The 26,092-nt window shown below is 43.4% G+C and carries 22 protein-coding genes; 9 read left to right on the top strand and 13 right to left on the bottom strand.

The window, feature by feature from the left end; translation table 11 throughout:
* Positions 1–11 precede the first annotated feature (11 nt).
* A complete protein-coding gene (locus RGE70_RS01340) occupies positions 12–2,126 on the top strand; it encodes a putative bifunctional diguanylate cyclase/phosphodiesterase (RefSeq protein WP_310469758.1) in 2,115 nt (704 codons plus the stop codon).
* On the opposite strand, the gene RGE70_RS01335 is transcribed toward RGE70_RS01340, so the two are convergent.
* From RGE70_RS01335 to RGE70_RS01320, 4 genes are all read right to left on the bottom strand, one after another.
* Positions 2,110–2,523, bottom strand: a complete 414-nt coding sequence (locus RGE70_RS01335; RefSeq protein ID WP_310469757.1) for an NUDIX domain-containing protein — start codon at positions 2,521–2,523, stop codon at positions 2,110–2,112. The two genes, RGE70_RS01340 and RGE70_RS01335, sit on opposite strands and share 17 nt — an antisense overlap.
* 222 nt (positions 2,524–2,745) lie before the next feature.
* A complete protein-coding gene (locus RGE70_RS01330; protein WP_310469756.1) occupies positions 2,746–3,690 on the bottom strand; it encodes an SPFH domain-containing protein in 945 nt (314 codons plus the stop codon).
* The gene (locus RGE70_RS01325; protein ID WP_310469755.1) at positions 3,690–4,619 is read right to left on the bottom strand and encodes an SPFH domain-containing protein; all 930 of its coding nucleotides are present in this window, start codon (positions 4,617–4,619) and stop codon (positions 3,690–3,692) included. Before RGE70_RS01325 ends, RGE70_RS01330 begins: the two co-directional genes overlap by 1 nt.
* A gap of 40 nt (positions 4,620–4,659) precedes the next feature.
* Positions 4,660–5,136, bottom strand: coding sequence for an NfeD family protein (locus RGE70_RS01320; RefSeq protein WP_310469754.1), 477 nt, complete (start codon positions 5,134–5,136; stop codon positions 4,660–4,662).
* A gap of 432 nt (positions 5,137–5,568) precedes the next feature.
* On the opposite strand from RGE70_RS01320, the gene RGE70_RS01315 reads away from it, so the two are divergent.
* Complete coding sequence (locus tag RGE70_RS01315) at positions 5,569–6,321, top strand: outer membrane protein OmpK (RefSeq protein WP_310469753.1); 753 nt, start codon at positions 5,569–5,571, stop codon at positions 6,319–6,321.
* 73 nt (positions 6,322–6,394) lie between these two features.
* Here the strand turns inward: RGE70_RS01315 and udp are convergent, their stop codons facing one another.
* The gene (gene udp / locus RGE70_RS01310) at positions 6,395–7,153 is read right to left on the bottom strand and encodes a uridine phosphorylase (protein ID WP_310469752.1); all 759 of its coding nucleotides are present in this window, start codon (positions 7,151–7,153) and stop codon (positions 6,395–6,397) included.
* Between the two features lie 372 nt (positions 7,154–7,525).
* On the opposite strand from udp, the gene RGE70_RS01305 reads away from it, so the two are divergent.
* Positions 7,526–7,741, top strand: coding sequence for an HP1242/YdcH family protein (locus RGE70_RS01305; RefSeq protein WP_310469751.1), 216 nt, complete (start codon positions 7,526–7,528; stop codon positions 7,739–7,741).
* Between the two features lie 38 nt (positions 7,742–7,779).
* On the opposite strand, the gene RGE70_RS01300 is transcribed toward RGE70_RS01305, so the two are convergent.
* Complete coding sequence (locus tag RGE70_RS01300; RefSeq protein ID WP_310469750.1) at positions 7,780–8,241, bottom strand: hypothetical protein; 462 nt, start codon at positions 8,239–8,241, stop codon at positions 7,780–7,782.
* 214 nt (positions 8,242–8,455) lie between these two features.
* Here RGE70_RS01300 and RGE70_RS01295 point away from each other — a divergent pair, with 214 nt between their 5' ends.
* Complete coding sequence (locus RGE70_RS01295; RefSeq protein ID WP_310469749.1) at positions 8,456–9,292, top strand: mechanosensitive ion channel family protein; 837 nt, start codon at positions 8,456–8,458, stop codon at positions 9,290–9,292.
* An 88-nt stretch (positions 9,293–9,380) separates the two neighbouring features.
* Here the strand turns inward: RGE70_RS01295 and RGE70_RS01290 are convergent, their stop codons facing one another.
* The 3 genes from RGE70_RS01290 to RGE70_RS01280 all read right to left on the bottom strand — a co-directional run bounded on the left by RGE70_RS01290 (position 9,381) and on the right by RGE70_RS01280 (position 12,584).
* Positions 9,381–9,839, bottom strand: a complete 459-nt coding sequence (locus RGE70_RS01290) for a GNAT family N-acetyltransferase (RefSeq protein WP_310469748.1) — start codon at positions 9,837–9,839, stop codon at positions 9,381–9,383.
* Between the two features lie 94 nt (positions 9,840–9,933).
* The gene (locus RGE70_RS01285) at positions 9,934–11,514 is read right to left on the bottom strand and encodes a DHA2 family efflux MFS transporter permease subunit (protein ID WP_310469747.1); all 1,581 of its coding nucleotides are present in this window, start codon (positions 11,512–11,514) and stop codon (positions 9,934–9,936) included.
* Positions 11,514–12,584 carry an HlyD family secretion protein gene (locus RGE70_RS01280; RefSeq protein WP_310469746.1) on the bottom strand — a complete coding sequence of 357 codons (1,071 nt, stop codon included), beginning with the start codon at positions 12,582–12,584 and terminating at the stop codon, positions 11,514–11,516. The genes RGE70_RS01285 and RGE70_RS01280 overlap by 1 nt, the downstream gene beginning before the upstream one ends.
* Before the next feature lie 714 nt (positions 12,585–13,298).
* Here RGE70_RS01280 and RGE70_RS01275 point away from each other — a divergent pair.
* The 3 genes from RGE70_RS01275 to RGE70_RS01265 all read left to right on the top strand — a co-directional run bounded on the left by RGE70_RS01275 (position 13,299) and on the right by RGE70_RS01265 (position 16,892).
* Complete coding sequence (locus tag RGE70_RS01275) at positions 13,299–15,023, top strand: aryl-sulfate sulfotransferase (protein ID WP_310469745.1); 1,725 nt, start codon at positions 13,299–13,301, stop codon at positions 15,021–15,023.
* A 125-nt stretch (positions 15,024–15,148) separates the two neighbouring features.
* On the top strand, positions 15,149–15,949 hold the full coding sequence (locus RGE70_RS01270) for a TetR/AcrR family transcriptional regulator (RefSeq protein ID WP_310469744.1): 801 nt from the start codon (positions 15,149–15,151) through the stop codon (positions 15,947–15,949).
* A 208-nt stretch (positions 15,950–16,157) separates the two neighbouring features.
* On the top strand, positions 16,158–16,892 hold the full coding sequence (locus RGE70_RS01265) for a YebC/PmpR family DNA-binding transcriptional regulator (RefSeq protein WP_310469743.1): 735 nt from the start codon (positions 16,158–16,160) through the stop codon (positions 16,890–16,892).
* A gap of 316 nt (positions 16,893–17,208) precedes the next feature.
* On the opposite strand, the gene RGE70_RS01260 is transcribed toward RGE70_RS01265, so the two are convergent.
* From RGE70_RS01260 to zntR, 3 genes are all read right to left on the bottom strand, one after another.
* The gene (locus RGE70_RS01260; protein WP_375087884.1) at positions 17,209–17,874 is read right to left on the bottom strand and encodes a thiol:disulfide interchange protein DsbA/DsbL; all 666 of its coding nucleotides are present in this window, start codon (positions 17,872–17,874) and stop codon (positions 17,209–17,211) included.
* Between the two features lie 143 nt (positions 17,875–18,017).
* Positions 18,018–19,397 (bottom strand): SO_0444 family Cu/Zn efflux transporter, encoded by a 1,380-nt coding sequence (locus tag RGE70_RS01255; RefSeq protein WP_310469741.1) that lies wholly within the window; start codon positions 19,395–19,397, stop codon positions 18,018–18,020.
* Positions 19,398–19,399: 2 nt separating this feature from the next.
* A complete protein-coding gene (gene zntR, locus RGE70_RS01250) occupies positions 19,400–19,903 on the bottom strand; it encodes a Zn(2+)-responsive transcriptional regulator (RefSeq protein ID WP_310472887.1) in 504 nt (167 codons plus the stop codon).
* A 438-nt stretch (positions 19,904–20,341) separates the two neighbouring features.
* Between zntR and purH the strand changes: the two genes are divergently transcribed.
* Both purH and purD read left to right on the top strand, forming a co-directional pair.
* Positions 20,342–21,931 carry a bifunctional phosphoribosylaminoimidazolecarboxamide formyltransferase/IMP cyclohydrolase gene (purH, locus tag RGE70_RS01245; RefSeq protein ID WP_310469740.1) on the top strand — a complete coding sequence of 530 codons (1,590 nt, stop codon included), beginning with the start codon at positions 20,342–20,344 and terminating at the stop codon, positions 21,929–21,931.
* A 162-nt stretch (positions 21,932–22,093) separates the two neighbouring features.
* Positions 22,094–23,389, top strand: a complete 1,296-nt coding sequence (purD, locus tag RGE70_RS01240) for a phosphoribosylamine--glycine ligase (protein ID WP_310469739.1) — start codon at positions 22,094–22,096, stop codon at positions 23,387–23,389.
* A 120-nt stretch (positions 23,390–23,509) separates the two neighbouring features.
* Here purD and RGE70_RS01235 read toward each other — a convergent pair whose 3' ends face one another.
* On the bottom strand, positions 23,510–26,074 hold the full coding sequence (locus RGE70_RS01235; protein ID WP_310469738.1) for a putative bifunctional diguanylate cyclase/phosphodiesterase: 2,565 nt from the start codon (positions 26,072–26,074) through the stop codon (positions 23,510–23,512).
* Positions 26,075–26,092: the final 18 nt, after the last annotated feature.

Genomic DNA, 26,092 nt, shown 5'->3' with positions numbered 1-26,092 from the left:
AGGAAATTTGTATGCTAACAATGAAAAGACACACACTAAAACCATGGTTGATTGCCCTTACGGTTGTCAGCCTTACATCACTTTGTTTAGCGATGTTTATCTTCATTACCGAGCCAACACAAGATCAAACCCTATTATTTGCCGTTACGCTATTTAGCGTGGCGAATTTATCTGTATTAAGTGTTGGTCTATTTCAAGTGCTGAGCGTTACTCCCCGTATTAGACACCTTACGAAGTGTGTCCGTCGCTGGTCCAATGGCGATTTAAACACTCGTAATCAAATTGGTAGTTACGGTGAGTTAAGTGAGTTAGAACTCGAACTCAATCATATGTTTAGCCGAGTTAAAAATATTTCAGTTCAAGAAGAGGCCAATCAAAAAACCATTCTAAGTAAGAACCACTTGCTGTCAGCCATTTTAAACTCAGCTGCCGCCGCCATTTATGGCGTAGATGAAAATGGTCGCTGCATATTTGCCAACCCTCAATGTGTAAAACTACTTGGTTACCGCACCGAAGAACAGCTCATTGCTTGCAATATGGGTAAGCTGGTACATCAAAATAAAGATGAAAACGACCTGGCAAATTCGATATCTGAACAACAAATTAAGCGTGACATCCATCTTAAAGAAGACCATTTTTGGCGCGCAGATGGCAGCAGTTTTCCGGTGGAATACTGGTCACACCCAATGACTTTAAGCGAAGACAAAATGGGGGCAGTGATCTCGTTTCACGATAATAGCGAACGCCTCGAAGCTGAAGCCAAAATTCGTCATCAAGCCCATTACGATGCACTGACTGATCTTCCCAATCGCTTTTTGGCATTAAGGCGTTTAGAGCAGCTAGTTGAGTCGTCTGAACGTAGCGGTAAAATGCTGGCGGTTATCTTTCTCGACTTAGATGACTTTAAGAAAATTAATGACTCATTAGGTCACGAAGCTGGTGACCAACTACTGATCACTGCGGCAGAAAGACTATTAAAAGCAACTCGTAAAGAGGACACTGTAGGCCGCCTTGGTGGTGACGAGTTCATTATTTTACTCGATGGACTTACCAGCGCTAATGACGCTCAACCCTTGGCAGAGAATCTCATTGGCGGCTTTAGAAAGCCATTTTACATTGATAATCGACAACTTATTTTAACCGCTAGTATCGGTATCGCCATCTATCCCAATGATGGTAAAAACCCGTCAGAACTGCTGAGAAACGCTGACTCAGCCATGTACCACACGAAAAGTATTGGTCGTAATACTTACTCTTACTTTACTCACGCCATGAATAAAGAAGTCTCGCGTCGCTTAGCCATTGAAGAACAAATACATGGTGCAATGGAACGCGGTGAGTTACAGGTGCATTACCAAATCCAGCTCGATATCAGAGATGGCAGCATTATGGGCGCTGAAGCGCTTCTAAGGTGGAACAATGCAGTGCTAGGCAATGTCTCACCGGCTGAATTTGTTCCGATTGCAGAACAAACTGGCGTAATCGAATCTATGGGTGAGTTCATTTTAAATCAAGCTCTTAGCGCAGCTCAAGTCTGGCATAAAACCTTTGATAGTAACTTTAGAGTTGCCATAAATCTGTCACCAAGGCAGTTTAGAAATCCCAACCTAGTTAAGCTCATAACCGAAAGTGTTGAACAGCGAGGTATGAAGCCGGAAGATTTAGAACTCGAGATCACCGAAGGGGTATTGTTAAGCGGTCATGCTTATACTCTGGACGCGTTAATGGCATTGAGTAAGGCAGGTTTTTGTATCTCGATGGATGACTTTGGTACTGGCTATTCATCGCTCAGTTACTTACGGACTTATCCTTTCCAAATTTTGAAAATTGATCGCAGTTTCATTAAGGACATGAACACCGACGACACCAGTAAAGAGCTGATTATTGCCACCATAGAAATGGCTCATGCACTCGGCATTAGAGTGATAGCAGAGGGTGTAGAAACGCAAGATCAGCTTGATGAATTAAGCTTTATGATGTGCGATTACGCGCAAGGTTTTTTAATTAGCAAACCTGCACCTTTTGAGGAGTTACTTAAAATTGGTGAGCGCTTTAAGCAAGAAGCCCAAGCCAAAATAAAGTCAGAAAAAGAGGCCGACAATAAGCCAGTTAAAACTTACAGCTAACCACTACGCCATGGTATTGAATGCAGTCGTTCACCCGCGCTTTTTGCACCTTAGGCAGTGAAGAGATAGCAACAAATTGGTATTGCGAATGCTCGCTACTAAGAGTGATACTGTCATCAGAGTTGATATCACAGCTAAATATAAACGCTTGTGAGTTATAAGCGCTGTGATAGTAAACGCCTGAAAGGTAATTAACAGTTACCGTTAATCCTAACTCTTCTTGGCATTCTCGGATCAGTGCCTCATGAATCGTTTCGCCCGGCTCTAATGCTCCACCGGGTAAGCCCCAGTTGCACGAACCATAGGTGGCTTTGAGTAGTAATACCTCTTGCTCAGTAGCGCCTTGCCGTAAAATTACGGCGTGACTGCTTAATCTAAATTTATCGTCAAACGCCATGATTACCCACCTGAATATTCCTAAGCAATCGATTTATCATCCAATATTAGTCGTAATTTGAATGCACTCAATCAGCAAGTTGAAAGTCACAGATTTTGCGGTACAGATTATCTTGTGGCTAAGTAAAACCACGCTCATACTGCATTCGGTTAAGCCCACAAAATAAATGCTAAGCCTCTAACAAGTCTTAGCATTTATTAATACCACTGACCTTAATTACGCTTAACGTTTCTTGATTGATTCCTCTTCTAAACCAATGCTATTCATCCAGTGGTCAAAGTCCATCAAATTACCGGGCAACACCACTTTGCTTTGACTTGAGCTGAGTCCATCTAATTGTTTCAGATATTGCGCGCCTAGTTGCATACGCACCACATTTTTACCACCGGGAGCCGCAATTACGGTTGCCATATGCTCTATCGATTCTGCCGTTGCTCTTGCAATCGTTAAAATCTCTTCACCTTTACCTTCGGCTTCATTGATACGGCGCTGCATTTCACCTTCGGAATGGTTAATGGTTTCGGTTTTAACACCTTCAGAGCGATTAATTTTACTCTGCTTATCACCTTCACTTTTAGCAAGTAATGCTCGTTTTTCTCGCTCGGCATTCACCTGCATTTCCATTGCATTTTTAACGGTTTCGGGTGGAGTAATATTTTTAATTTCATAACGATGAACTCTAATTCCCCACATCGCTCCAGCTTGATCTAACACCTCAACGACTTTAGCGCTAATGACGTCACGCTCTTCAAATGTACGGTCAAGATCCAGGGTACCAATTACCGATCGCGTTGTCGTTTGCGCTAACTGGATCGCGGCATAGCGGTAGTCTACAACGCCATAGCTGGCTTTAACGGGATCGGTCACAGAGATGTAAATAACCCCATCAACTTCAACATTCACCTCATCGCACGAAAAGCATTCTTGCGGCGGAACGTCGATAGTTTCTTCTTTAAGATCGTGAATATACGCCACTTTATCGACGAACGGGATCAATGCATGAAAACCAGCATCTAAGGTCGAATGATACTTACCTAACCGTTCCACAATATAGGCCGACTTAGTCGGCACCAAACGAATTGATTGGAATAATTTAATGACAAAAATAGCAAACAAAACACCCCAAATAGCCATTACAATAAGGTCTGAATTCATTCCGGCAATCATTAGCGCGCTCCTTTTACAGTATTGGCAGATACGGCGTGAGTCACTTGCTCCATGCCTTCAAAGAAACCTTCTAACTTAGCAAGTTCCGCCGGTACAATTGACACATCAGCTTCATCTAAAATCTTACCCACCTGACTAATAAACTGCTCTTTGAGTTGCATGTTCATTGCGGCGTGGCCACCTTCTTTGGCTAATGCCGATGATACTAAGGCCATACCTTCGGTTTTGGCTTTAGCAACAATAGTAATTTCTTGCGCCATACCTTTTGCTTCGTTGATGCGGCGTTGCTTTTCACCTTCTGAAAGGTTTATTGCCTCTTGGCGTTCACCTTGAGAGAGGTTAATCATCGCGGCTTTTTCGGCATTGGCAAGGGTGATTTCTGCGCGCTTGCGGCGCTCTGCTTCCATCTGCTTTTCAAGCGTATGGATAACTTTTCGCGATGGGGTGATGTTCTTTATCTCATATCGCAGTACTTTTATTCCCCACGGATCAGAAGCCTTATCAATCTCTCGCACAATGGATTCATTTAAGCTATCTCGCTCCGAGAATGTCTGGCTTAAACTTAGCTTACCGATCTCTGAACGCATCGTAGTTTGCGCAAGGTTAACTGCAGCACGGCGATAGTCTTCAATACCGTAACTTGCCAACTTGCCGTCCATCACTTTTAGGTAGACTAACCCGTCGACTTCCAGCTGAGTATTGTCTTTCGATATACAGCTTTGTGGCGGCACATCTAGCACTTGCTCTCTTATTTCATGCTTGTAGGCCACACGGTCAAAAAATGGAATTAAAAAATGAAAACCCGGCTGCAACACTGTACGAAACTTGCCTAAACGTTCAATCACATTCACTTCACGCATGGGTACAATGAGCAATAATTTATATAAAATGAAAAAAATAAATAATACAAACAGTGTAAATATAAGCATGTATAGCTCCCTTCCCTAGTATTTATTTTGTGACGGCTAGTTACTTCTTAACATGTTCAACGCTTTCTTCTATTGGTTCTACAACGAGCGCAATATTATCGCGACATATAATCCGAACTTGGGTGCCGGCTAAAATCACGCTGCCATCACCAAGCGCTGACCATTCAGAGCCCTGAAATTCAATTCGTCCAGTTTGTTGGGCGGGGCCAATATCTTGTTTTACGGTTGCGAGCTGATTATAAATATCAAACTCTTCATCAGTATTGCCCACGTGCGAATCTCCACCCACTAGCTTTTGGGTTAACTGTCGGCACAGCAGTAGCAACACCATTGAGACGATAAACCACAGTGTTAAGCTTTGCACTATCCCTTCAACAACTCCAACCCCAAGGGCAAGGGCAACCACGAGGCAAGCAGCCCCAAGCAAAATAACAATCCCACCGGGTAGGATGATCTCTGCCAACATCAGTACGATACCGATACAAGACCAAATAACGATTGGATTAGAAAACTCCATACTTCCCCCTGAAATGAAATAGCTCAAATAATGACTATATCAGCAGTTTGTTCCTATTGCGACATAATATGTCAAAGTTTGTTGCAAAATACATCATGCTGGAAATTGCCACTGCAGATAAAATGACAGCACCAAGACCGAGGTAAACCATTGATTTATATAGGCATGGTTCAACAGTGTTGAGTGGCAGCCATTATTAAACCACTGTTTAATATTTTAAAACCACCAGCAAACGCCACATTTATTAACAAAATAATTGTGCATTAGTTACATTAGCCATATGTTATATACCGTATAAAAAACACTTATTTTCAGTGTTTTATTTCAGCACTTACCTTTAATGAACTCAAAAAACAATCGAACACTAAATGTCCAATGTCAGTATTGCATAAACATACGCAGCTAAAGCTGCACTACCACAAGGTTTGAGAAATGAACAAAAATTGGTTATACCTCGCGCTAATCGTCAGCCCTGCCGCACTAGCTGACAACATCATCCACTGGTGGGACGCTAGCATCACAGCACTTTACGGTGACAACTACGATCTAGCACCTTCCGATTCTCAAACAACGTTGACGTTTGAAACAGCCGGTGGCTGGCAATACGGTGACTGGTTTGCTTTTCAGGATGTAATTTACTTCAATGGCGCTAATGCAGGACAAGACAACACCACCTACGGCGAAATATCGACTCGGTTAAGTGCCAGCAAAATCTTAGGCAAGAAAGTGGCTGCAGGGCCGCTGACCGATTTTTCTCTCGCGTTAACATTCGAAGAAGGTGAAGGGCCGGTTGAGAGTTTTCTATATGGAGTCGGGATGGACATTAAGGCTCCCTATTTTAGCTATTTTCAGCTCAACACCTATCGTCGACATGCTACCGGAAGCTTAAATAATAGTGATGGCTGGCAGCTTACCCCGGTATACAGAATGGATTTTCCAGTGGGTAACTCCAACATTGTACTGGATGGCTACATTGATTGGGTTTTCGCCACTGACGAGGATTCATACCAAGCAAACTTTCACTTTAACCCGCAATTAAAGTATGACTTAGGCGCAGTCGTGTTTGGCGAGCATAAGAAAAATAAGCTGTTTATGGGTATTGAATATGATTTCTGGCAAAACAAGTATGGTGTTGATGGCATTGACCAAAGCACATACTCTGTCATCGCGCAGTACCATTTTTAGCTCAAGCTAAACCTACCAATAAAAAAGGCGCATAATGCGCCTTTACAATGCCTACTTTAAGGCGAATATGTTTTTATGCTAACAACTTTTTCGCGGCTGCAACCACAATTGAAATAGCACTGACTTCAGTTTTCTTCATGGTTTCTTCATTAGGGATCTCTTGCTGAGTTCGGTTTACAATCACTCCAGCAACACAGGCTGCGCGCCAACCTTGCGAGGCACACATAGTAAACAGTGTTGAAGACTCCATTTCATAGTTTAGTACGCCAAGCTCTTGCCACTCTTGCATTGAGCCTTTGAATTGACGAGTAACACGACCTGAAACTGTATCGTAACGCTCCTGCCCTGGGTAGAAGGTATCAGATGAAGCCGTAATACCAATATGCGGTTCTAGCCCTGCGTCACGACTTGCGGCAACCATTGCCGTGGTACACTCAAAGTTAGCAACAGCTGGATATTCAAGCGGAGCAAAGTGCAAGCTGGCACCGTCTAAACGAACTGATGCTTGGGTAACAATAACATCACCAACATTGACTTGCGGTTGAATCGCACCAGTTGTACCTACACGTAAGAAAGTACGCACCCCTAGCTGAGCTAGTTCTTCCACAGCAATAGAAGTCGACGGCCCACCAATCCCGGTCGAGCACACAACAACTGGCTTACCTTCAATGTAAGCTAAATAGCTTGTGTACTCGCGGTGGCTAGCAAGAAAAACCGCATTATCCATTAGTTCTGCGATGCGTTTAACTCGCTCAGGATCACCAGGCACAATAGCGATACTTGCGCCGGCTAACATTTCTTTGGTTAAGCCTAAATGAAACACATCAGACATTATGGAAACCTCTTTCAATATTGATAATAAAATTCTTAATAAAGTGACTGTAACCCAGTAATGCCCGCAATAAGGTTAACCAGCTCACAGTTCATTGGCCAAGCCGTAAATGATTTGTCGTAATCTAGTTACAAAATCATGATGAAATACAAAAAATATAGCAGTTAACCACTAGAGTGCCAATTTAAAATGAGCACAGCTCTTATATGAACAATAATCCAACAATATTACGCAAAAACAATGACTTACACCAAGAGCCACGCTTGACCAAAAAACGAACAACAAAACAAGATCTAGTTCACACTTTTTGCAGAATATACACGCTAATTTAAAGTTGAATCGAATGAAAAAAGCAGAAAAAGGATCACCTGTATGTTTCCAGAATATAGAGAGCTCATCAGCAAACTAAAGACTTCAGATACTCACTTTCAGAAAAAGTTTAACCAACATAATCAGCTCGATGAAGAGATAAAACACCTAGAGCAACACAATGCCAGTGATTACACTCCAGAACTACATGAGTTAAAACTACAAAAACTACACTTAAAAGAAGAGCTCTTTGATATTTTGAAGGGTCATTCAGCTTAGTTTTAGCTACACAGAAAAGGCGCTATCAGCGCCTTCCTTTACTCATTCAATGCTGCCAGCAGCGGTTCGGTGGCATCGAAAAAGCGGATATTGATGACTTTGTTTGCTTTCATGTCAATCAACGTAGCTTGATCAGCTTGTTCAGGTAACATTTTAGTGATGTCACCGCCACTATCGAGTGCCATACGAAAAGTAAACTTTTTAAATTGAGGGATAGCAATATACCGGCCCACTAATGGAGGCATAGCACTGATATCTGCCACATAAATTAAACTTGAATCTTTTGGCAGTTGCGGATCAGCTTTCAACACCGTTTGAATGATTGTGCCACCATCCATACTGCGACTAAACAATATTCGTTTAATGTTGCCATCAACTACGTAGTCAGCACCAAACTGATCTTGCAGGGTTAATACTGCTAGCGAGTCACCAACAACCAAGCTGTTGGCCCAAACAGGCGTAATGAACACGCTTATCATTAGCAGAATAATCGCTTTCATAGTTGACCTCATCAATAGAAATAAGCTTAGAGAATAACCTATTACACCTCATCTGAAAGAGGAGTATCGCTAAAGCTTGACCCTGTTCACGAATCACTTATTACAGCGCCTTAAGGCACAAAATTAACGTCAGCGGCGTAAATAGCAAGTTACAAAGCTTATTGATTTAAGTAGGATAATAGCGATTAACGCTGCATTAAAGGACCCCGGACAAATGAACGAACAAGGTTTAGAACAAGAGATTGCCCAACTGCAAAACGCCTACTCCATGATTACTGAATTCCTCGTGCAATATAGCTTTAGCATTTTAGGTGCTGTGCTGATTTTTATTATTGGTTTGTGGGTTGCCGCTAAGGTATCCAACCTTGTCAGTCGCCTCTTCCAAAAACATGAAATCGATATCACTCTCAGTAATTTCACCAGTAATTTTGTTCGCATTTTGGTGATAGTTCTTGTCGGGGTCATTGCTTTAGGTAAGCTAGGGATCAGTGTTACACCTATGGTTGCCGCTATCGGTGCAGCATCTTTAGGGGCCGGACTCGCATTACAAGGCATGCTAGCCAACTACGCAGCTGGGATCACCATTATTGTTACCCGTCCATTCATTGTCGGCAATACCATTGAAGTGCAAGGCGTGAGCGGGTTAGTAAAAGACATTCACCTCGGGATGACAGTGCTAACCAATGAAGAAGGTGAGCAAATAAATGTGCCCAACAAGCACATTGTTGGCGAAGTATTACATAACTCATTTGCCAATAAACTTGTCGAAACAAAGTTCAACATTAGCTATAAAGCCGATCCAGATGCGGTAGTGAAAATGCTGTCAAAAGTGCTGGCTGACAGCCCGCAGGTTAGCGATGGTGAGCATGCGCAAATCGGTATCAACGACTTTAATAGTATTGGGATTGAAATCGGGATCCGCTATTGGGTTGCAACAGATAGTTACTTCCAAGCTAAGTATCAAGTTAACTCCAGCCTCTTTAAAGCGTTAAGAATGGCTGATATTGAGATCCCTTGCCCCGTGAAAGAGATCCACACTCAACAGTCTTAATGTTATCAGGTGGCGTGTAGGTCAAGCCATAGCACGTCACCTATAACTACCCTGCCTATTCGGGTTAAGTCGTCACGACCAAACCAGTCTACTGCTTTAACGACAGCAGCATATCTAGATGCGGGATCCCATCTTCTAAATAGATGTCAGACACAGGCTTAAAACCTAACTGTTGATAAAAATCGGTTAAATGCGCTTGCCCGCCTAATTGAATATTCTGCTCAGGCCATTTTCGCACCGCAATTGAAATTGCTTTTTGCATCAAGGTATGCGCTACGCCTTGGCCTCTGCTCGCCTCAGCTACAATCACGCGGCCAATACTAACCTCAGGATAACTTACACCGGGCGCAAGGACACGTGCATAAGCTTGAATAGTGCCTTGTTCATCAATACCCAGTAAATGCTGGGTTTGGCTTTGTCGGTCTTTATTGTCTAATTCCGGATAGGGGCAGTTTTGCTCGACCACAAACACGTCGACTCTTAATTTTAATATGTCGTACAGCTCATCAAGCGTGAGCTCTGAAAAAGCTAAGGATTTCCACAACAAAAGCCTGCCTCCCATTCATACAGCTAACAGTTATATCAGCACTTTAGCATTATAAATCAACCGGTACCGATGTTTTTATAAACTAATAGAATGCTTATTTCTCTACCTGCTCTGCGGATTTACGTATAAACAATACCGCAATCAATGCCGTCACCGCCAAACACGACAAAATATAAAATACGTCATTGTAAGCTTGTATCGAAGCTTGCTGCGCCATAGTTTGAGCCAATAATGTCGATGCTTGCAAACTTGCCGTGACCGGATCGGACCCCGCAGCTTGTAGCATATTGGCCGTAGTAATCAGGTATTCATTTGCTATTGAGCTAACAGCAGGCACGCTTTCTTTAATATGAGCCAAATGACTGCGGCTCAAATTATCAGTCAGCGTTGCCACTAAGGCTATGCCAACAGCGCCACCAAGATTACGTGTCACGTTTAGCACTGTAGAGGCCGAGTCGTTATCAGTTTGCCGTAGGTGCATCGTCGCGATAATACCAATTGGCACAATAATAAAGGGTTGCCCAATCGCTCTGACCACCATTGAAGCAATCAGTTGTGGCCCTGCAAAATCCGCCGTCATATGGCAGTTCATATAATAACTAACGCTAAACATAAAAAAGCCAAACCCAGCTAGATAGCGGTGGTCAAAGCGAGCCATCAGTTTAGGAATAAAGGGTAAAATGAGTAGCTGCGGAAACCCCATCCACATCAGCACCTCACCGATTTCTAACGAGTTATAATCTTGTATGTGCGATAGATATAAAGGCACCACATACAGCGATGAATACAGCACTAAGCCTAATAAAAAATAAGCTAAAGTCGACAAGGCAAAGTCACGCTGCGTCAACAGTCTGAGGTTAACCAACGGCTTGTTTTTTTTAAATTGCAAATACACAAACAGCGTAATATTTACCGCCGCAATAATCGCTAAATTACGAATGAGATCAGAGCCAAACCACTCCTTACGACTGCCCTCTTCCAATACCACTTCCAGACACCCCATACCCAGTGCCATTGTTAAAATGCTGCTGGCATCAACATTCTTTAATACCGGCCAGTTTATCGGTTTTTTAACAAGACCATAGGACAGCATCGCCATGACCAGTAACCCCGGCGGCACATTAATATAAAACAAGTAATGCCAGTTGTATTCAGCCGTAAGCCAGCCGCCCAGTGTTGGCCCAATAGACGGTGCAAAGGTCGCTGTGATCCCAAATAAAGCCATGCCGATGGCGCGTTTATCGTCAGGCAGATATTCCAGCACCAATCGAAATGCCATCGGAATTAGCGCCCCACCAAAAAATCCCTGCATCGCCCTAAACACGATCATCGACTCTAGGTTCCAGGCGATAGAACACAGTAATGATGCCACAATAAAAACGGCGCAATTCCACAACATGTAGCGCCTAATATCGAGCCCTTTACTAAGCCAGCCAGACAGTGGGATCGCGATCATTTCAGCGACTAAATAAGCTGTTGCAACCCAAGACGCCTCTTCAAGCGTAGCACCAAGCCCACCTTGGATTTCCTTCATTGACGCATTGGTAATTTGGATGTCTAAAATGGCCATAAATGACCCAATTAACCCACCAATGACCGCTATCCAAGCGCGGCGACTACCTGGTTGAACGGCTTCAAACTGATCTACAGGCTGAGCAACATTCACAACCGACACTAAAGAGTTACCTTCTTAGAGGCCAATGCCGTGTTGAAGCGGTTAGTGGAGGTATCCACTTCAACAAATGCACTTAGCCCCGGCACAATGCGCCCCATAGGAAAATCTGTCTCGGCGCCTTCCAGTCGAATTCTTACCGAGATCCGTTGCACTATTTTAGTAAAGTTACCCGTTGCATTTTCAGCTGGCAGCAAACTAAACTTGGCGCCCGATGCAGGTGCTAAGCTGTCAATAACCCCATGAAATAACTCTCCAGAATAAGCATCAAATTTAACCGATACCGCTTGGCCTGGTTGCATTTTGGCTATTTGTGTTTCTTTAAAGTTTGCGTTAACCCACACCGCATTGTCAGGCACTAAACTGTAAATCGCTTGTCCGGGTTGCACATACTGTCCTTGCAACGCGCCACGTTTACCAATTACACCACTAAAAGGTGCGGTTACTTGGGTATCTTCTAGTTGAATTTTAGCCAGCACCAAACCCGCTTTAGCTTGTGCGACACTTGACTCGGCTTCAATCAGTTGGGCGTTAAAAACTGCAAGCTCGCGCTGCTTCGCCACTAAAGCGGCTGCTGCTTCTTCTAAATGTGCTTGGGCAGATTGAGATACCGCCTGCGCTTCATCGACAGCATCTTGTGAGCTATAGTTTTTCACCTTTAATTGAGTGGCACGCAGCAATTGTTGCGATGCGCGTAATTGCTCAGCCTCTGCAGCGGCAACGCCGGCCTCAGCTTGGGTGATCAGAGCGCGTTGCAGGTCAGCTTGTGCCGCTAATGTTTGTAAATCAGCTTTTGCACTAGCCAACATTGCACTATTTTGTGCCACTTTTGCTTTAAATTGATTGTCTTCGAGTTGCGCTAGCAATTGCCCCTGCTCAACATGCTGATTATCCGTCACAAAAGTTTGAGTAATATATCCGGGGACTTTAACGCTGATATTAGAAATGTCGGCGGCGACATATGCATTGTCGGTTGACTCAAAATGGCGCTGATGATTCCACCAATAATAACCACCTGCAAGAAGTGCCAGTATTAGCAATGGCACTGTTAACATTATTTTCCGTTGAGACATTACTGTCGTCCAATCATTAGGCTCTTGATTAATAGGCGGCATTTTACTACTGTTTGAAAATGTTTAATAGCTACCCAAAACATTACTCACTGTCACAAAATGCCACTGTGCAATGGTTAAAGCGTACAATTTTTGTTGGCTTGGGTTGAGCAACCCTGCACAAATCTTCAAGACTATGAATGCCTGCAACCACGTAAATGTTAACGACTAGAAACATATCTAAATTAAATCTTATCCTTCAGAGCTAACTTGCTAATCGCAAACCACGCTCAGATATTTGCATATATTTATATTTTACAGCCGACTAAAGTCACTGATGTTCAATGCACACAGGCACCTAGCGCCGCTAGTTTTACTCGCTTTAACAGCGGTAAAGCGCATCTACAAGACAATCTATGGTTGTTTAGTCAAAAAGTCAGAACCAAGCCATAACCTAATAATGTCGAAAACTGAAGGGCTGACACCATTAACGACTTGTTAATAAAGAGTTGAATTAGTGATTTCTTTTTAAGGCTTAACTGGCAAACCACATTTTTAATATTTACCGCAAAAACAGGCTGTGTGACTCGCAACAAGTAACCACATTGAAACAAGCACCTGATCACAATAAGAATTTTAAATGAGAAATTTTTATCGTTACCTAATGATGCCTCTCAAACTTTTGTTTGATATTTACTGGTTAAATTATGCCAACAAAACAGGAGATACAAACCCATGTTAAAGAAAACACTTATTGCTACATTACTTGTTGGTTCAGCATTTGGCGTTGCAGCTAAAGGTCTACTTCCTATTCCAAACGGTCCTTTCGGTGCACTAGTTGATGTTAACCCTTACGGTGCAACACCTCAAACAGCGGTAATTAAAACTAACGGTCACGTTATAAAAGACGTTTCAATTGTCGTTCATAAGAAAGACAAAAACGGTATCGACATTAAGTACCCTGTAGCAGATAACTCAATGCTTACTCACGGTGGTGTACCAGTATTTGGTTTATACCCTGGCATGATGAACAAAGTGACTTTGTCATGGACTGAAGATGGCAAGCGCAACAGCTTTGATTACAAAATCTTTGCTGAAGGCCTACCATTTGAATCTCAAGGTTCACTACAATTTGCTCCAGCTCCAATGACTAAAGTCGTTAAAAAAGCAATGAAAGGCTTTGAAAACCGTCTTTACCTTGTTGAGCAAAACGCAGCAATTCCTGGCAGCAGCCCACACAAACGTAACCAAAAAGGTCCAGGTGCATACGATTGGGATGCTTCGCCACAAATCTTTATTATTGATACAGCTGGTGATATCCGTTGGACACTAGATCCTAAAGCGGTTCATGATTCAGATAACCCTAAAAAAGCTGGTTTCCTTATGGATGTTAACCAGTTAGCAGATGGCAGCCTAATTTATGGCCAAGGCCAAGGCTACCATAAAATGGATCTGATTGGTCGCGATATCTACCATCGTGAAATTCCAAAAGGCTATGTTGATTTCTCTCATGAAATCGAAGAGCTAGATAACGGACACGTATTAATGCGTGTTGGTAAAAAAGACTACAAAAATGACATCGGCGATGTTGTTGACACAGTTCGTGATACCGTGATTGAAGTTGACCAAAACGGTAGCGTAGTAGAAGAGTGGATGCTTGCTGAAATTCTTGATCCATACCGTGATATCACTATTTTGGCACTTGACCAATCAGCAGTTTGTTTGAATGTTGATTTAACCAAACAAGGCCACACTGTATCTAAAGAAGACTTGGCTCACATGCCATACGGCGATATCTCAGGTGTGAATGCGGGTCGTAACTGGGCTCACATGAACTCAGTTGGCTACAGCCCTGAAGATGATTCAATCATCTTGTCTCTACGTCACCAATCAGCCACTGTTAAAATTGGCCGTGATAAGAAAGTTAAATGGATCCTTGGCGACCCACGCGGCTGGAACAAAGAGCTAGCAGCTAAAGTACTTCAGCCAGTTGACAGCAAAGGCCGTGACATTAAGTGTGAAAACGGTGTTTGTGAAGGTGACTTCGATTGGACTTGGACACAGCATACATCATGGCTATCAGCTCGTGGCACGCTAACTGTGTTTGATAACGGTGATGCTCGCGGTAACACTCAACCAGCACTGCCTTCCATGAAGTACTCTCGTGCAGTTGAATACAAAGTCAACGAAAAAGACATGACTGTTGAGCAAGTTTGGGAATTCGGTAAAGAGCGTGGTTACGAATGGTACGCTCCAATTACTTCTGAAGTTGAATACCAAGCAGACAAAAAGACTATGTTCATCTTTAACGGTTCACGTGGCATGTTCCAAGGTAAGTTAAACTCAGGCATTATTGAGATTGACCCAAGCAATGATGAAGTTAAAGTAGAAATTGATATTAAAGGCAACAAAGCGGGCGCTGTAGGCTACCGTGCTGAAATCATTAAACCAATGTTCTAAATAACAGCACATTGAAAAAAAAGGCATCACTTCGGTGATGCCTTTTTTATTGTGTGAAGCATCCGCTATTAATTTAACCATAGTACGTTTACTCTTCAGACGTTTATAACATTATGGTGACATTGATGAGTCGAAACCAACAAAAAAAAGAAACGTTCGATCTTGTGTTAGATACCGCAGCCCGATTAACAACGCAGCAGGGAGTGTTGTCGATTAGCATTCCAGCTATAGCAAAAGAAGCAGGATGCTCTGTTGCCACCATATACCGCCATTTTCCGACAAAAGAGGATATCGCTTTAGGGTTATGGAATCGATTTCTCATTCGGTACTATATTTTGCCAAAAATCGAGATCCAGAGTCGTAACCTTCCTTTCGAGTGTGAAGTCTATGCCTGCTACCTTTGCGGCATATATAAGTCCCTCTCCAGTCCTGACCGTAGCGGCGTGCAATTTTTACCCGCAATGCCAACCTTTTTTGAAAATGGCTGTCACAACTTAGTGCTGCAGTCTCGTCACCTGCTAGACACCGTAGCCAAATTGATGATTACTCCATTAACTCAAAAAGCCGTTCAAAATGACTCAAACCAAGCCTCCTCCTCTATAGCGCTGCTAAACATTAGTACACTAGCATTAGAAAGAGGCCTATGTTTGCAGCTGAGCAATCCATTAACACGTCAAAAATTACAACCGCTGACATTTGATAATATTTTTACTATTTTCCAAACCCACTTAGTTAGCCTAAAACTTGAATCTTGCTCTGCTGACACTGTGTATCAATTACTTAAAGATGTTGATGCCAATATCAATGATGATGAAGTTAAAGATTTCTTTTGGCAGTCTTATGACTCGTTATTTTTAGAAAACAACCTTCCCGCAGAACACTTATCAAGTAAAGCAAAGCAACTTCACAGCCTTAGCAGATTGTAAGCCTAACGGGGATAGTGACAAACTCGCTGTCCCCTATACATTGCGCCTAATTCCCCTCCAGTTTAAATGGGCTCTCAGCCTGTATTACAATCAAACTAAAGCATAATAATTTATCACAATTGGCATTTTTAAAGGTCTACAACTGATTTGTGGAAATAAAACTGCTAATATTGCAGGCAATTTTTAAAGCTTAGTGAGAAAGAGCAAGATGGGCAGAGCATACCAAAACAGAAAAGAATCCATGGCGAAAACTGCTGGGCAGAAAACAAGACTTTATTCTCGATACGGGAAAGAGCTCTACGTTTGCGCCAAAAATGGTGGTTTCGATCCTGAAGGCAACTTAGCGTTACGCCAAATGATTTCTAAGGCTAAAAAAGACCAAGTGCCAGCTCACGTTATTGAACGTGCAATTGAAAAGGCACGCGGCGGTGGCGGTGAAGATTATGAATCTGCACGTTACGAAGGGTTTGGTCCTGGCGGCTGCATGGTCATTGCTGACTGCCTAACCGATAACGGTAAGCGCACATTTACTCAAGTTCGCCAAGCATTCGTTAAAAACCACGCCAAACTAGGTGGCCCAGGTACTGCTGGCCACATGTTCGATCACCAAGCTGTGTTTGTATTTGCTGGCGATGACGAAGATGCCATTCTAGAAATACTAATGATGGCCGAAGTTGACGTGACAGATGTTGAACTTGAAGACGGTATGATTAGTGTTTACGCACCACATACAGAGTTCTTCAAAGTCAAAACTGCATTAAACGCGGAACTACCTGCTGATACTGATTATGTGATGGAAGAGATTACTTTCGTCCCTCAGACGATGACTAAAATCACCGATGCTGAAGAAGTTGAGCAATTTCAGCAGTTCTACGCTGCACTAGAAGATTGTGATGACGTACAAAATATCTACCACAATGCCGAACTACCAAGTGACGCGTAATACGGTATAGATGAATAAAACAGGCACTCAATTGAGTGCCTTTTTTATAGCGTATTTTGACTCGTCTATTTAAGTTATACCTACTATTGTTGCATCAACCTTTGAAAAACACTGCTGAGCCTCTTAGGTTGGCAACAAGCAAATCATCCGGGTATCAAACCAGTAATAACGGTATGTAGTGATTTCAATCATAGCCTTACTTTTAAAATAGCACCTAGCTAATAAAATCACGCTATCGATCACATCAGTAGCCATGGCATAAGTTACAAACGCCATTAAAAATAATGCTCTGCGTTGCAGCATCCCCCGCTTGGAGTTAATGCGCCTGCGCCGCAAGGCGGTTTTGCTCTTTAACAATTAAAAAATTAGCGATGTCCAATACCTGCTCAAATGAATCAGCAGATTTATTCAACACTAAATAGCGCCCATTAACCAACACCGCAGGGGTACCTTCCATTGTAGATTGCTGCATGATATCGATAGCTTGTTGCAATTTGTTATCTAAATCAGGTGATACTAGTTGCGCAGTAAAATCAGCATGACTTAGCCCATATTCCTGTAAAAAATCAGCAAGCCTTTTGGTTTGAACCTCGACATCAGCTTCAGCACGTAATGCGATGATTTCAGTAAACAGCGCGGCGTGTACTTCAGCATGATTGGGCATATCTTGCACCATAAAAAACACCTTTGCGTGCAATGCCATTGCCTGACTCCATATTGCTGGCGATTGCAGCACCTCAATATTGTCAGGTAGCGATTGCTGCCAATGCAGTAATGGGACTTCAAACGACTTACAGTGTGGGCAGCCATACCAGAAAAAAGCCATCACCTGCACTTGCTCACTATTGGTCTCCACAGGTGTACTCAACACGCGGTAATTAACACCCTCGATGTAATCCGTACTCATAGGCACAACGGCCTTGTTGTCGCTACAAGCTACAATCGCCAAAGTAAACAATAACAACGTCAGTAGTTTTTTCATCATGTATCCTTACAATGAATGATTAACATTGGCAGCATTATCTATGCTCCAAAATGCATTACTGACTAAATTAGCACAAAAAAGACACTCCATGAGTGCCTTTAAATCGTCTAACTAATGCTGATTAATTATGAGCAGAGTGATTACGCCCTTATATTTTTAGGCAATTTTTCGAACAATACCTTTGCCATCAATATTGCAAGCACCACCCCTGAGCTGTAAACAATAACCGAAGGTAACAAATTGTGCTGCTCCCCTACCTGCGGCATAACGACAAATCCAAACTTATCGACTAGGTAATTGACTACCACACCAAAAACCAACGCCACACCTAACACCCCACCCAAGTATCCAAATAAGGCTCGCTGACCAAGCTCTTTAGACACCACACCTAAAGTTGCAATATTAGTGGCTGGGCCCGCTAACATAAACACCAGCACAGCCCCAGGTGACACGCCTGCTAACAGTAAACCTGCAGCAATAGGGGTTGATGCTGTAGCGCAGATATACATTGGAATTGAAATAAGCACCATGACTAACATTGCTAAAATGCCATCGCCCCATTGCACCATAAAATCACTTGGCACATAGGTTTGTACCAATGCAGCAAAAAACAAGCCGATTAACAACCAAACCGTAGTGTCACGCACTAAATCGGTGGCGGCAAAATGCAAACCTTTGCCAATACGGCTAACAACCGATGTACCTTTCAACTCAGTGGCAATATCTTGAGTAGATTCACAACAGCTTTCAGCTTCTGCAGGATCTGATTTTTTAGTGCTACAACACGATGCCTTTGCGGTTTCAATTTGGCGAAGCGCTGTTTTTTTACTGCCACAACAACTCGATGACTTAGACTCTAATTTAAGCTCAGGCGCACTATCGTCATTCATCGCTGGACTGGCTTGGCCATTTAGGCTCAGCGGCGCAGCATTAATTGGCATCGTCATCACGCTAGTGTCAACCAGCGGTTTCATGCTGAGCGCGGCCTTTTCTGCCGCACTGTCTTTTATACTTGTATTGCTGCTGGCACAACACGAACTAGAGGCCACCTTAACAGCCGTTTTTTTACTACTGCAACATGTTGATGTTGTTGTCTCTGATTGAGCAGATTTGCTAACGGGTTCATCTTCATCTCGTCCCACCAACAACCCCGCCACTATCGCACTTGTAACCGCAGCAATCGGCCTAACAATCGCCATAAATGGGCCAAGTAACACGTAAGATACCGTTACCGAGTCGACTCCGGTTTCAGGTGTCGAGACTAAAAATGAAGTTGTCGCTGCTTTAGAGGCACCGCTACGACGCAGCCCCACCGCGGCAGGGATCACGCCGCAAGAACATAAAGGCAGTGGTGCGCCCAGTACCGCAGCTTTAACTGTAGTCTTAACGCCATGTCCGCCAAGTTGTTTCTGCATCCACGCCATCGGCACGAACATTTTTAACATACCGGCCAACACCAACCCCAATAGCAACCAAGGGGCGGAGTCTAAAAAAAGTTCAATGAAATTGTGTAATAACATTACTATTTTCCTTGTGAAGGACGTGCAGTACTCTGGTCGAGAGCAGATGTAATTGACTGCGTATCGTCATTCGTATAATTATGATTTTCGCACCGAACGCTGTCTGTACTTGATTCCAACGCCTCTAAAATAGAGCAATGCTCAGCGCTTTCAGGGCCACCGCAACAGGCCTGAGAAAGCCGCTGCAATGAAAGCTGGAAATAATTAAGCTCTGCAATTTTAGCTTCTACACTAGCCAATTTATCATCCACTAACCCTTTTACATCAGCACAAGCCCAATTGGATTTATCTAGCTCAATCGACAACAACTCTGATATCTCTGCTAAGGTAAAACCCACCGCTTTCGCCCGTAAAATAAAGCGTAATCGTTCGACGTCAATGTCACTGTAGATCCGGTAGCCAGTGTCTGTTCTTGACGAAGGAGACAATAACCCGTGTTTCTCGTAGAACCGTAACGTATCTGTTTTGACCTCACACAGCTGTGCCAGCTCACCAATTCGATACATCATTTTCTCCTTGCCTAACATGCTATGTGTCATTAAAAATTGCTTCCAACTGCCTCTGCATACCTAGTCACCGCCAATTCGAGCACAATAAAACAGACAACAAAAACTGATTCGCAGCGCTATCCTACCTCAGTGCCAATCACCGTATTTTGACGTCGGTTGGATATCGACAATAACGCCAGTATAAACCTTGGAGTTGTATCCAAGGTCAAGGCTTGTGAGTAATAAAATTATCGCCTTGTTTGTTCTGTTTTGCGTATTGTGAAATCGCACAGAAAAAAACCCAGTGACTGGTAAATTTACGTTAAAATGTGCGCGTCGTGACGGGAGAGTTAAAAAGTAGAGGGACTTTTGGAAAACAGTGTAGGCAATAACAAGCGCTAAACTGTTCTGTTTTCCGAAAGATCCTTAAAATAACTACTGGACCCTATACCTACAATGAATATTGCCAGACCTATTCGTCGCGCGCTGTTAAGCGTTTCAGATAAAACCGGAATCTTAGAGTTTGCACAAGCATTGCACGCTCAAGGTGTTGAGCTACTATCTACTGGTGGCACCGCTCGCCTGTTAGCAGATAATGGTGTGCCAGTCATTGAAGTATCGGATTATACTGGTCACCCAGAAATCATGGATGGCCGTGTTAAAACTTTACACCCTAAAGTGCACGGTGGCATTTTGGCGCGCCGCGGTATTGACGAGCTTGTTATGGAACAAAACAACATCAACCCAATTGATCTGGTTGCTGTTAACTTGTACCCATTTGCCGAAACCGTTGCTCAAGAAGGCTGCACCCTTGCAGACGCTATCGAAAATATCGATATCGGCGGCCCAACTATGGTGCGCTCAACGGCAAAAAATCACAAAGATACCACCATCATTGTTAATGCCAGTGATTACGACCGTGTGATTTCAGAAATGAACGCTAATAACGGCAGCACGACATTAGAAACACGCTTTGACCTTGCCATTGCTGCATTTGAACACACTGCGGCTTATGACGGGATGATTGCCAATTACTTCGGCACCAAAGTCCCAGCGCACAGCAAAGACGAGTGCCCTGCAGATTCAAAATTCCCTCGAACGTACAACACTCAACTCATTAAAAAACAAGACCTGCGTTATGGCGAAAACAGCCATCAAACTGCAGCGTTTTATGTTGATACCCAACTAGACGAAGCATCAGTTGCTACTGCAGTACAATTACAAGGCAAAGCATTGTCTTATAATAATATCGCAGATACCGATTCAGCCTTAGAGTGTGTTAAAGAGTTCAATGAACCAGCTTGTGTCATTGTTAAACACGCTAACCCTTGTGGTGTGGCTATTGGTGAAACGCAATTAGAAGCCTATAACCGCGCATTCCAAACAGATCCAACTTCCGCTTTCGGTGGCATCATCGCATTTAATAGCGAATTAGAGGCAGAAACTGCTGCGGCAATTGTTGAGCGTCAATTTGTAGAAGTGATCATCGCCCCTACGGTTAGCCAAGCAGCCCGTGATGTCGTTGCAACCAAAGCCAACGTACGTTTGCTTGAATGCGGCCAATGGAGCAACAAAACCACTAGCTTAGATTACAAACGCGTTAACGGTGGCCTGCTACTACAAGATCGCGACCAAGGCATGGTTGACATTGAAGACGTAAAAGTCGTTTCTAAACGCCAACCAACTGCGGCTGAAATGAAAGACTTAATGTTCTGCTGGAAGGTGGCTAAATTTGTAAAATCAAATGCCATTGTTTATGCCAAAAACAGCATGACTATTGGCGTTGGCGCAGGCCAAATGAGCCGAGTTTACAGCGCTAAAGTGGCCGGAATTAAAGCCGCTGATGAAGGCTTAACCGTGCAAGATTCTGTCATGGCATCAGACGCCTTCTTCCCATTCCGTGATGGTATTGACGCTGCTGCAGAGGCTGGAATTAGCTGCATAATCCAGCCTGGTGGATCAATTCGTGATGAAGAGATCATTAAAGCTGCTGATGAGCACGGCATGGCAATGGTCTTTACTGGCATGCGCCACTTCCGTCATTAATTGATAAGGCAACGCTAGGTGCTACCTGATGATGCCTAGCGTTTCGCACGCTATTATTTTTAACGTTTACAGCCAGCACATTTTTTAGCTTTAAGTCCGCATGCCAATAGATAAGCATGCTCAATGACAAGGTAGAAAATCGCAGCTATATAAGGTGAAAACATGAAAGTATTAATTATTGGTGGCGGCGGTCGTGAACATGCGCTGGCATGGAAAGCGGCTCAGTCGGCCCAAGTAGACACTGTTTTTGTAGCACCCGGTAATGCCGGAACCTCGTTAGAGCCCAAGCTAGAAAACATAGCCATAAATGTAGACGATATTACCGGCCTCGTGACATTTGCTACCGAACACAAAATCGCGATTACTATTGTAGGTCCTGAAGTTCCGTTAGCCATCGGTGTTGTTGACGCTTTTAATGAAGCTGGTCTGCCGATATTTGGCCCAACAAAAGGCGCGGCGCAGTTAGAGTCATCTAAAGCCTTCACTAAAGACTTTTTAGCCCGCCATAACATTCCGACTGCGGCTTACTCAAACTTTACTGAAATAGCGCCAGCAAAAGCATATGTCGCAGATGTGACGGCCTCGACCGGTTTTCCTATCGTTATAAAAGCCGATGGCTTAGCCGCGGGTAAAGGCGTGATCATCGCGCAAAATCAAACTGAAGCCGACGCAGCTATCGAAGATATGTTGGCGGGCAACCTGTTTGGAGAAGCGGGCTCTCGCGTAGTTGTTGAAGAGTTTTTAAAAGGCGAAGAAGCGAGCTTTATCGTGATGGTTGACGGTAAAAACATTCTCGCCATGGCCACCAGCCAGGACCATAAAGCCCGTGATAATGGTGATTATGGCCCTAACACTGGCGGTATGGGTGCTTACTCGCCAGCGCCAGTTGTGACCCAAGCAGTACACGACTGGACAATTGAACATGTGATTCGCCCAACTGTTGACGGCATGGCAGCAGAAGGGAATGTATACACTGGCTTCTTGTATGCAGGCTTGATGATTGCGCCTGATGGTAGCGCAAAAGTACTTGAGTATAACTGCCGCTTTGGCGATCCAGAAACTCAGCCAATAATGATGCGCCTGAAATCTGATCTAGTTGAGCTTTGTTTAGCGTCAACCCGTGGCGAGTTAAATCAAGTCACTGCCGAGTTTGATTCTAGAGCAGCTGTTGGCGTGGTAATGGCAGCCGGAGGTTACCCAGAAACTTACCGTAAGCATGACGTGATTGACGGACTGAGCTTAGGCAATGCTGACGCAAAAGTGTTTCATGCTGGTACCAGTTTAAAAGACGGCCACGTAGTAACCAATGGCGGCCGCGTGTTATGCGCCACAGCACTTGGTAATACCGTAACAGAAGCGCAAGCCTGCGCTTACCAACTTGTTGACGCTATCCATTGGGATGACGTGTTTTTCCGTACTGATATCGCCTATCGAGCTATCGCACGTGAAAACAGCTAACGCTTAACTCAAAACTGTTGCGATTAACCAAAAACGCCGAGTCATTACTCGGCGTTTTTATATTAAGTATCAATTGACGATTAAGTCACCTTGATAGCATTTCACTTATCATTAAGCACCTTAAGCTGATCGCCGCTTTACCCCGTCAACGGGTAGATAACCATCAAGCGCTTGCGGTCTACCAATCGCGTAACCTTGAGCGTAATTAATGCCGATAATTCTGAGTTGATCCATAATTTCTTGGTTTTCAACAAATTCCGCCACAGTTTCAATCCCCATCACTCGGCAAACATCATGCACCGATTTTACGATGGCGTAATCTTTGGCGTTGGTGGTTAATGATTTGACAAAACAGCCATCAATTTTCACATAATCCACCGGCATTTCTTTCAAGTAACCGTATGAAGCAAAGCCGCTGCCAAAATCATCAAGCGCAAATGAAAAACCTTGCTTGCGCAAGTGCTCAATCATATCCATAGCACGGCTATGGTTTTGTATTGCACTGGTTTCGGTGATCTCAAAACAAATACAACTACTTGGAACATTGAAGCGGGTCTGTTGCTGCAAAATATAGCTTACCATGCCTTCGGCGCCTAAGCTGTTGCCCGATAAGTTGATTGACAAGCAATGATCACTCCACAGCTCTTCTCGAAGTGACAGCCATAAAAAAGTCTTACGGATCACTTCTTTATCGACATCAGTCATCAGCTTAAAGCGCTCTGCTGCCGCAATAAATTGTGCCGGTGGCAATATGCGCCCACAAGGCTCTTGAATACGTAGCAACACCTCGAGGCGGTTCCGCTTGTGCTGTGCATTGAGCCGTTTGATGGTTTGGTAATATAAAATTAGTTCATTATGTTCAATGGCTTGGGCAATTCTAACGGCCCATTTAGGCGCATGTCGTTGATAGGCTAACTCTTGATCACGCTCGTCATAAAAGTGTACTTGGTTAGTGCCTTTTCGTTTGGCAGCAAGACAAGCAATATCAGCATCTTTGAGCATTTCGAGTACATCTTTTTGTGCGTCTCGACGATAGGAAACACCAATACTAACCCCCACTCGATAATGCCCATCATTGTGATGCATCACTTGCATCGACACATTATTGATGACGTTTTTAAGTAATTTAGCCACCTCAAGTGCCGAAGCACCATTAATTGCGAGTCCAAATTCATCACCGCCTAACCGTGCCAATATATGCTTACCCGTTAAGCTCGCTTTAATCGCTTTTGCCACCATGCAAAGCATTATATCGCCGGCGCTATGTCCACAAGAGTCATTAATTAATTTAAACTGTTCTAAGTCTAAATACACTACAGCCATGGCGTTGCCGTTGTTTGCAATGACTTTTAACTGCTCCTCAAATGCGCTACGGTTTAATAATCCGGTAACTAGATCATAATTAGCGCGACGCTGTAATTGCTGTTTTAATTTCGCCTCTTGGGTGATGTCACGCAGCACAATGACGACCCCAACCACTTGCCCACTATGATTACGTAGATTATTAACACTACGTTCCATAATTTTCTGCTCATCAAGATCTAAAGTGACCTGACTGAACTCAGGTGATGTAGAGCCATGCTCCATGAAATCGTGAAGCTCACTGTTAAAGTTGTCAGCTGCTCTTAATATAACTTGAGGGCTGCCTCCTAACGCTTTAGCATTTTTTATCTTTAATAACCGCTCACCATAGGGATTAATATAAATAACCCTGCCTTTGATATCCGTTAAAATTACAGCTTCAGCAATTGACTCTAATGTAATTTTAGAGCGCATTTCTTGCCGGTATATACGTGACAATAGGCTGTTAATTCGACGGGTTAATATGTTGAGTTCCGCCCCGCCCCCTGCCGTTAACGGTTTATAGCTTTTCGCCATCGGATTAATATTAATTAGCTGCTCTGTTAAGGCATGAAACGGTTTTATAAAATCTATTTTCAGCCAAAAATAACCCAATAACATTAGCAGTATCACTAAGCTAAATATGCAAACACCCATCAAGATATATTGCATCGATAATTTCGAATAGAACTCGTTAGAAAGTGACAAGTTTAAGTGAATGGGCATATCCTGATTAAATGCAGGCACGTCTAAGTGGATCTGAATATAAGATCCATTGGTGAAGATCCCCTTGCCTGCAAAGCCTAGCTCCATTTGAGCTTGTGCAACAAAGCCTGGCAAGCCTAATATTAATAGTGAGTTACTAGGCAGCACCCTTACAGCGACAACGGCTTTACCTGCGGCATATAACCTACCACTAATAAAATAAGCGGTATCATGGCGCACATCAAAATATGCGCCAGAGATAATATCGGTGTCATTGAAAGTATGTTCAGGGAAATCAGGTAGCACTTGGGCGAGCGGTTGGTCTTGTTCTAACTTAGGCGTGATCAAGCCATTTTCCCAATAAAAAATACTCACTCCTTCAAGGATCTGACTCTTATCCCGAAGTTTATCTATCTCGTTATGATCAACAGGCGCAGCATAAACCGTCGCGACAGCTTCAAGCAGTAACAATTCTTTGTCGACAATCTCACTGATATTCTCTAAAGCTTTATCGGCTGCAAACTCGCGTAAAGACACGACTTCACGCTCAAACCAAAGGTTCAAGCCCAAGCTAACAGCGACAATCATCGGAAAACAAATGCCAACAAGAAAAACAATTATTTTATTACCAATAAACATTTTCACTCAGTTTCTAAA

This window comes from Shewanella youngdeokensis (assembly GCF_033180165.1).
Classification (GTDB): domain Bacteria; phylum Pseudomonadota; class Gammaproteobacteria; order Enterobacterales; family Shewanellaceae; genus Shewanella; species Shewanella youngdeokensis.
The sequence above is the reverse complement of the archived record's forward strand: the minus strand, read 5'-3'. Positions and strand labels throughout refer to the sequence as shown.

What these genes read in the sequence shown, in the direction of transcription:
- RGE70_RS01340 (WP_310469758.1), top strand. Translation starts at nt 12, where the DNA reads ATGCTAACAATGAAAAGACACACACTAAAACCATGGTTGATTGCCCTT.
- RGE70_RS01335 (WP_310469757.1), bottom strand. Translation starts at nt 2,523, where the DNA reads ATGGCGTTTGACGATAAATTTAGATTAAGCAGTCACGCCGTAATTTTA.
- RGE70_RS01330 (WP_310469756.1), bottom strand. Translation starts at nt 3,690, where the DNA reads ATGATTGCCGGAATGAATTCAGACCTTATTGTAATGGCTATTTGGGGT.
- RGE70_RS01325 (WP_310469755.1), bottom strand. Translation starts at nt 4,619, where the DNA reads ATGCTTATATTTACACTGTTTGTATTATTTATTTTTTTCATTTTATAT.
- RGE70_RS01320 (WP_310469754.1), bottom strand. Translation starts at nt 5,136, where the DNA reads ATGGAGTTTTCTAATCCAATCGTTATTTGGTCTTGTATCGGTATCGTA.
- RGE70_RS01315 (WP_310469753.1), top strand. Translation starts at nt 5,569, where the DNA reads ATGAACAAAAATTGGTTATACCTCGCGCTAATCGTCAGCCCTGCCGCA.
- udp (WP_310469752.1), bottom strand. Translation starts at nt 7,153, where the DNA reads ATGTCTGATGTGTTTCATTTAGGCTTAACCAAAGAAATGTTAGCCGGC.
- RGE70_RS01305 (WP_310469751.1), top strand. Translation starts at nt 7,526, where the DNA reads ATGTTTCCAGAATATAGAGAGCTCATCAGCAAACTAAAGACTTCAGAT.
- RGE70_RS01300 (WP_310469750.1), bottom strand. Translation starts at nt 8,241, where the DNA reads ATGAAAGCGATTATTCTGCTAATGATAAGCGTGTTCATTACGCCTGTT.
- RGE70_RS01295 (WP_310469749.1), top strand. Translation starts at nt 8,456, where the DNA reads ATGAACGAACAAGGTTTAGAACAAGAGATTGCCCAACTGCAAAACGCC.
- RGE70_RS01280 (WP_310469746.1), bottom strand. Translation starts at nt 12,584, where the DNA reads ATGTCTCAACGGAAAATAATGTTAACAGTGCCATTGCTAATACTGGCA.
- RGE70_RS01275 (WP_310469745.1), top strand. Translation starts at nt 13,299, where the DNA reads ATGTTAAAGAAAACACTTATTGCTACATTACTTGTTGGTTCAGCATTT.
- RGE70_RS01270 (WP_310469744.1), top strand. Translation starts at nt 15,149, where the DNA reads ATGAGTCGAAACCAACAAAAAAAAGAAACGTTCGATCTTGTGTTAGAT.
- RGE70_RS01265 (WP_310469743.1), top strand. Translation starts at nt 16,158, where the DNA reads ATGGGCAGAGCATACCAAAACAGAAAAGAATCCATGGCGAAAACTGCT.
- RGE70_RS01260 (WP_375087884.1), bottom strand. Translation starts at nt 17,874, where the DNA reads ATGAAAAAACTACTGACGTTGTTATTGTTTACTTTGGCGATTGTAGCT.
- RGE70_RS01255 (WP_310469741.1), bottom strand. Translation starts at nt 19,397, where the DNA reads ATGTTATTACACAATTTCATTGAACTTTTTTTAGACTCCGCCCCTTGG.
- zntR (WP_310472887.1), bottom strand. Translation starts at nt 19,903, where the DNA reads ATGTATCGAATTGGTGAGCTGGCACAGCTGTGTGAGGTCAAAACAGAT.
- purH (WP_310469740.1), top strand. Translation starts at nt 20,342, where the DNA reads ATGAATATTGCCAGACCTATTCGTCGCGCGCTGTTAAGCGTTTCAGAT.
- purD (WP_310469739.1), top strand. Translation starts at nt 22,094, where the DNA reads ATGAAAGTATTAATTATTGGTGGCGGCGGTCGTGAACATGCGCTGGCA.
- RGE70_RS01235 (WP_310469738.1), bottom strand. Translation starts at nt 26,074, where the DNA reads ATGTTTATTGGTAATAAAATAATTGTTTTTCTTGTTGGCATTTGTTTT.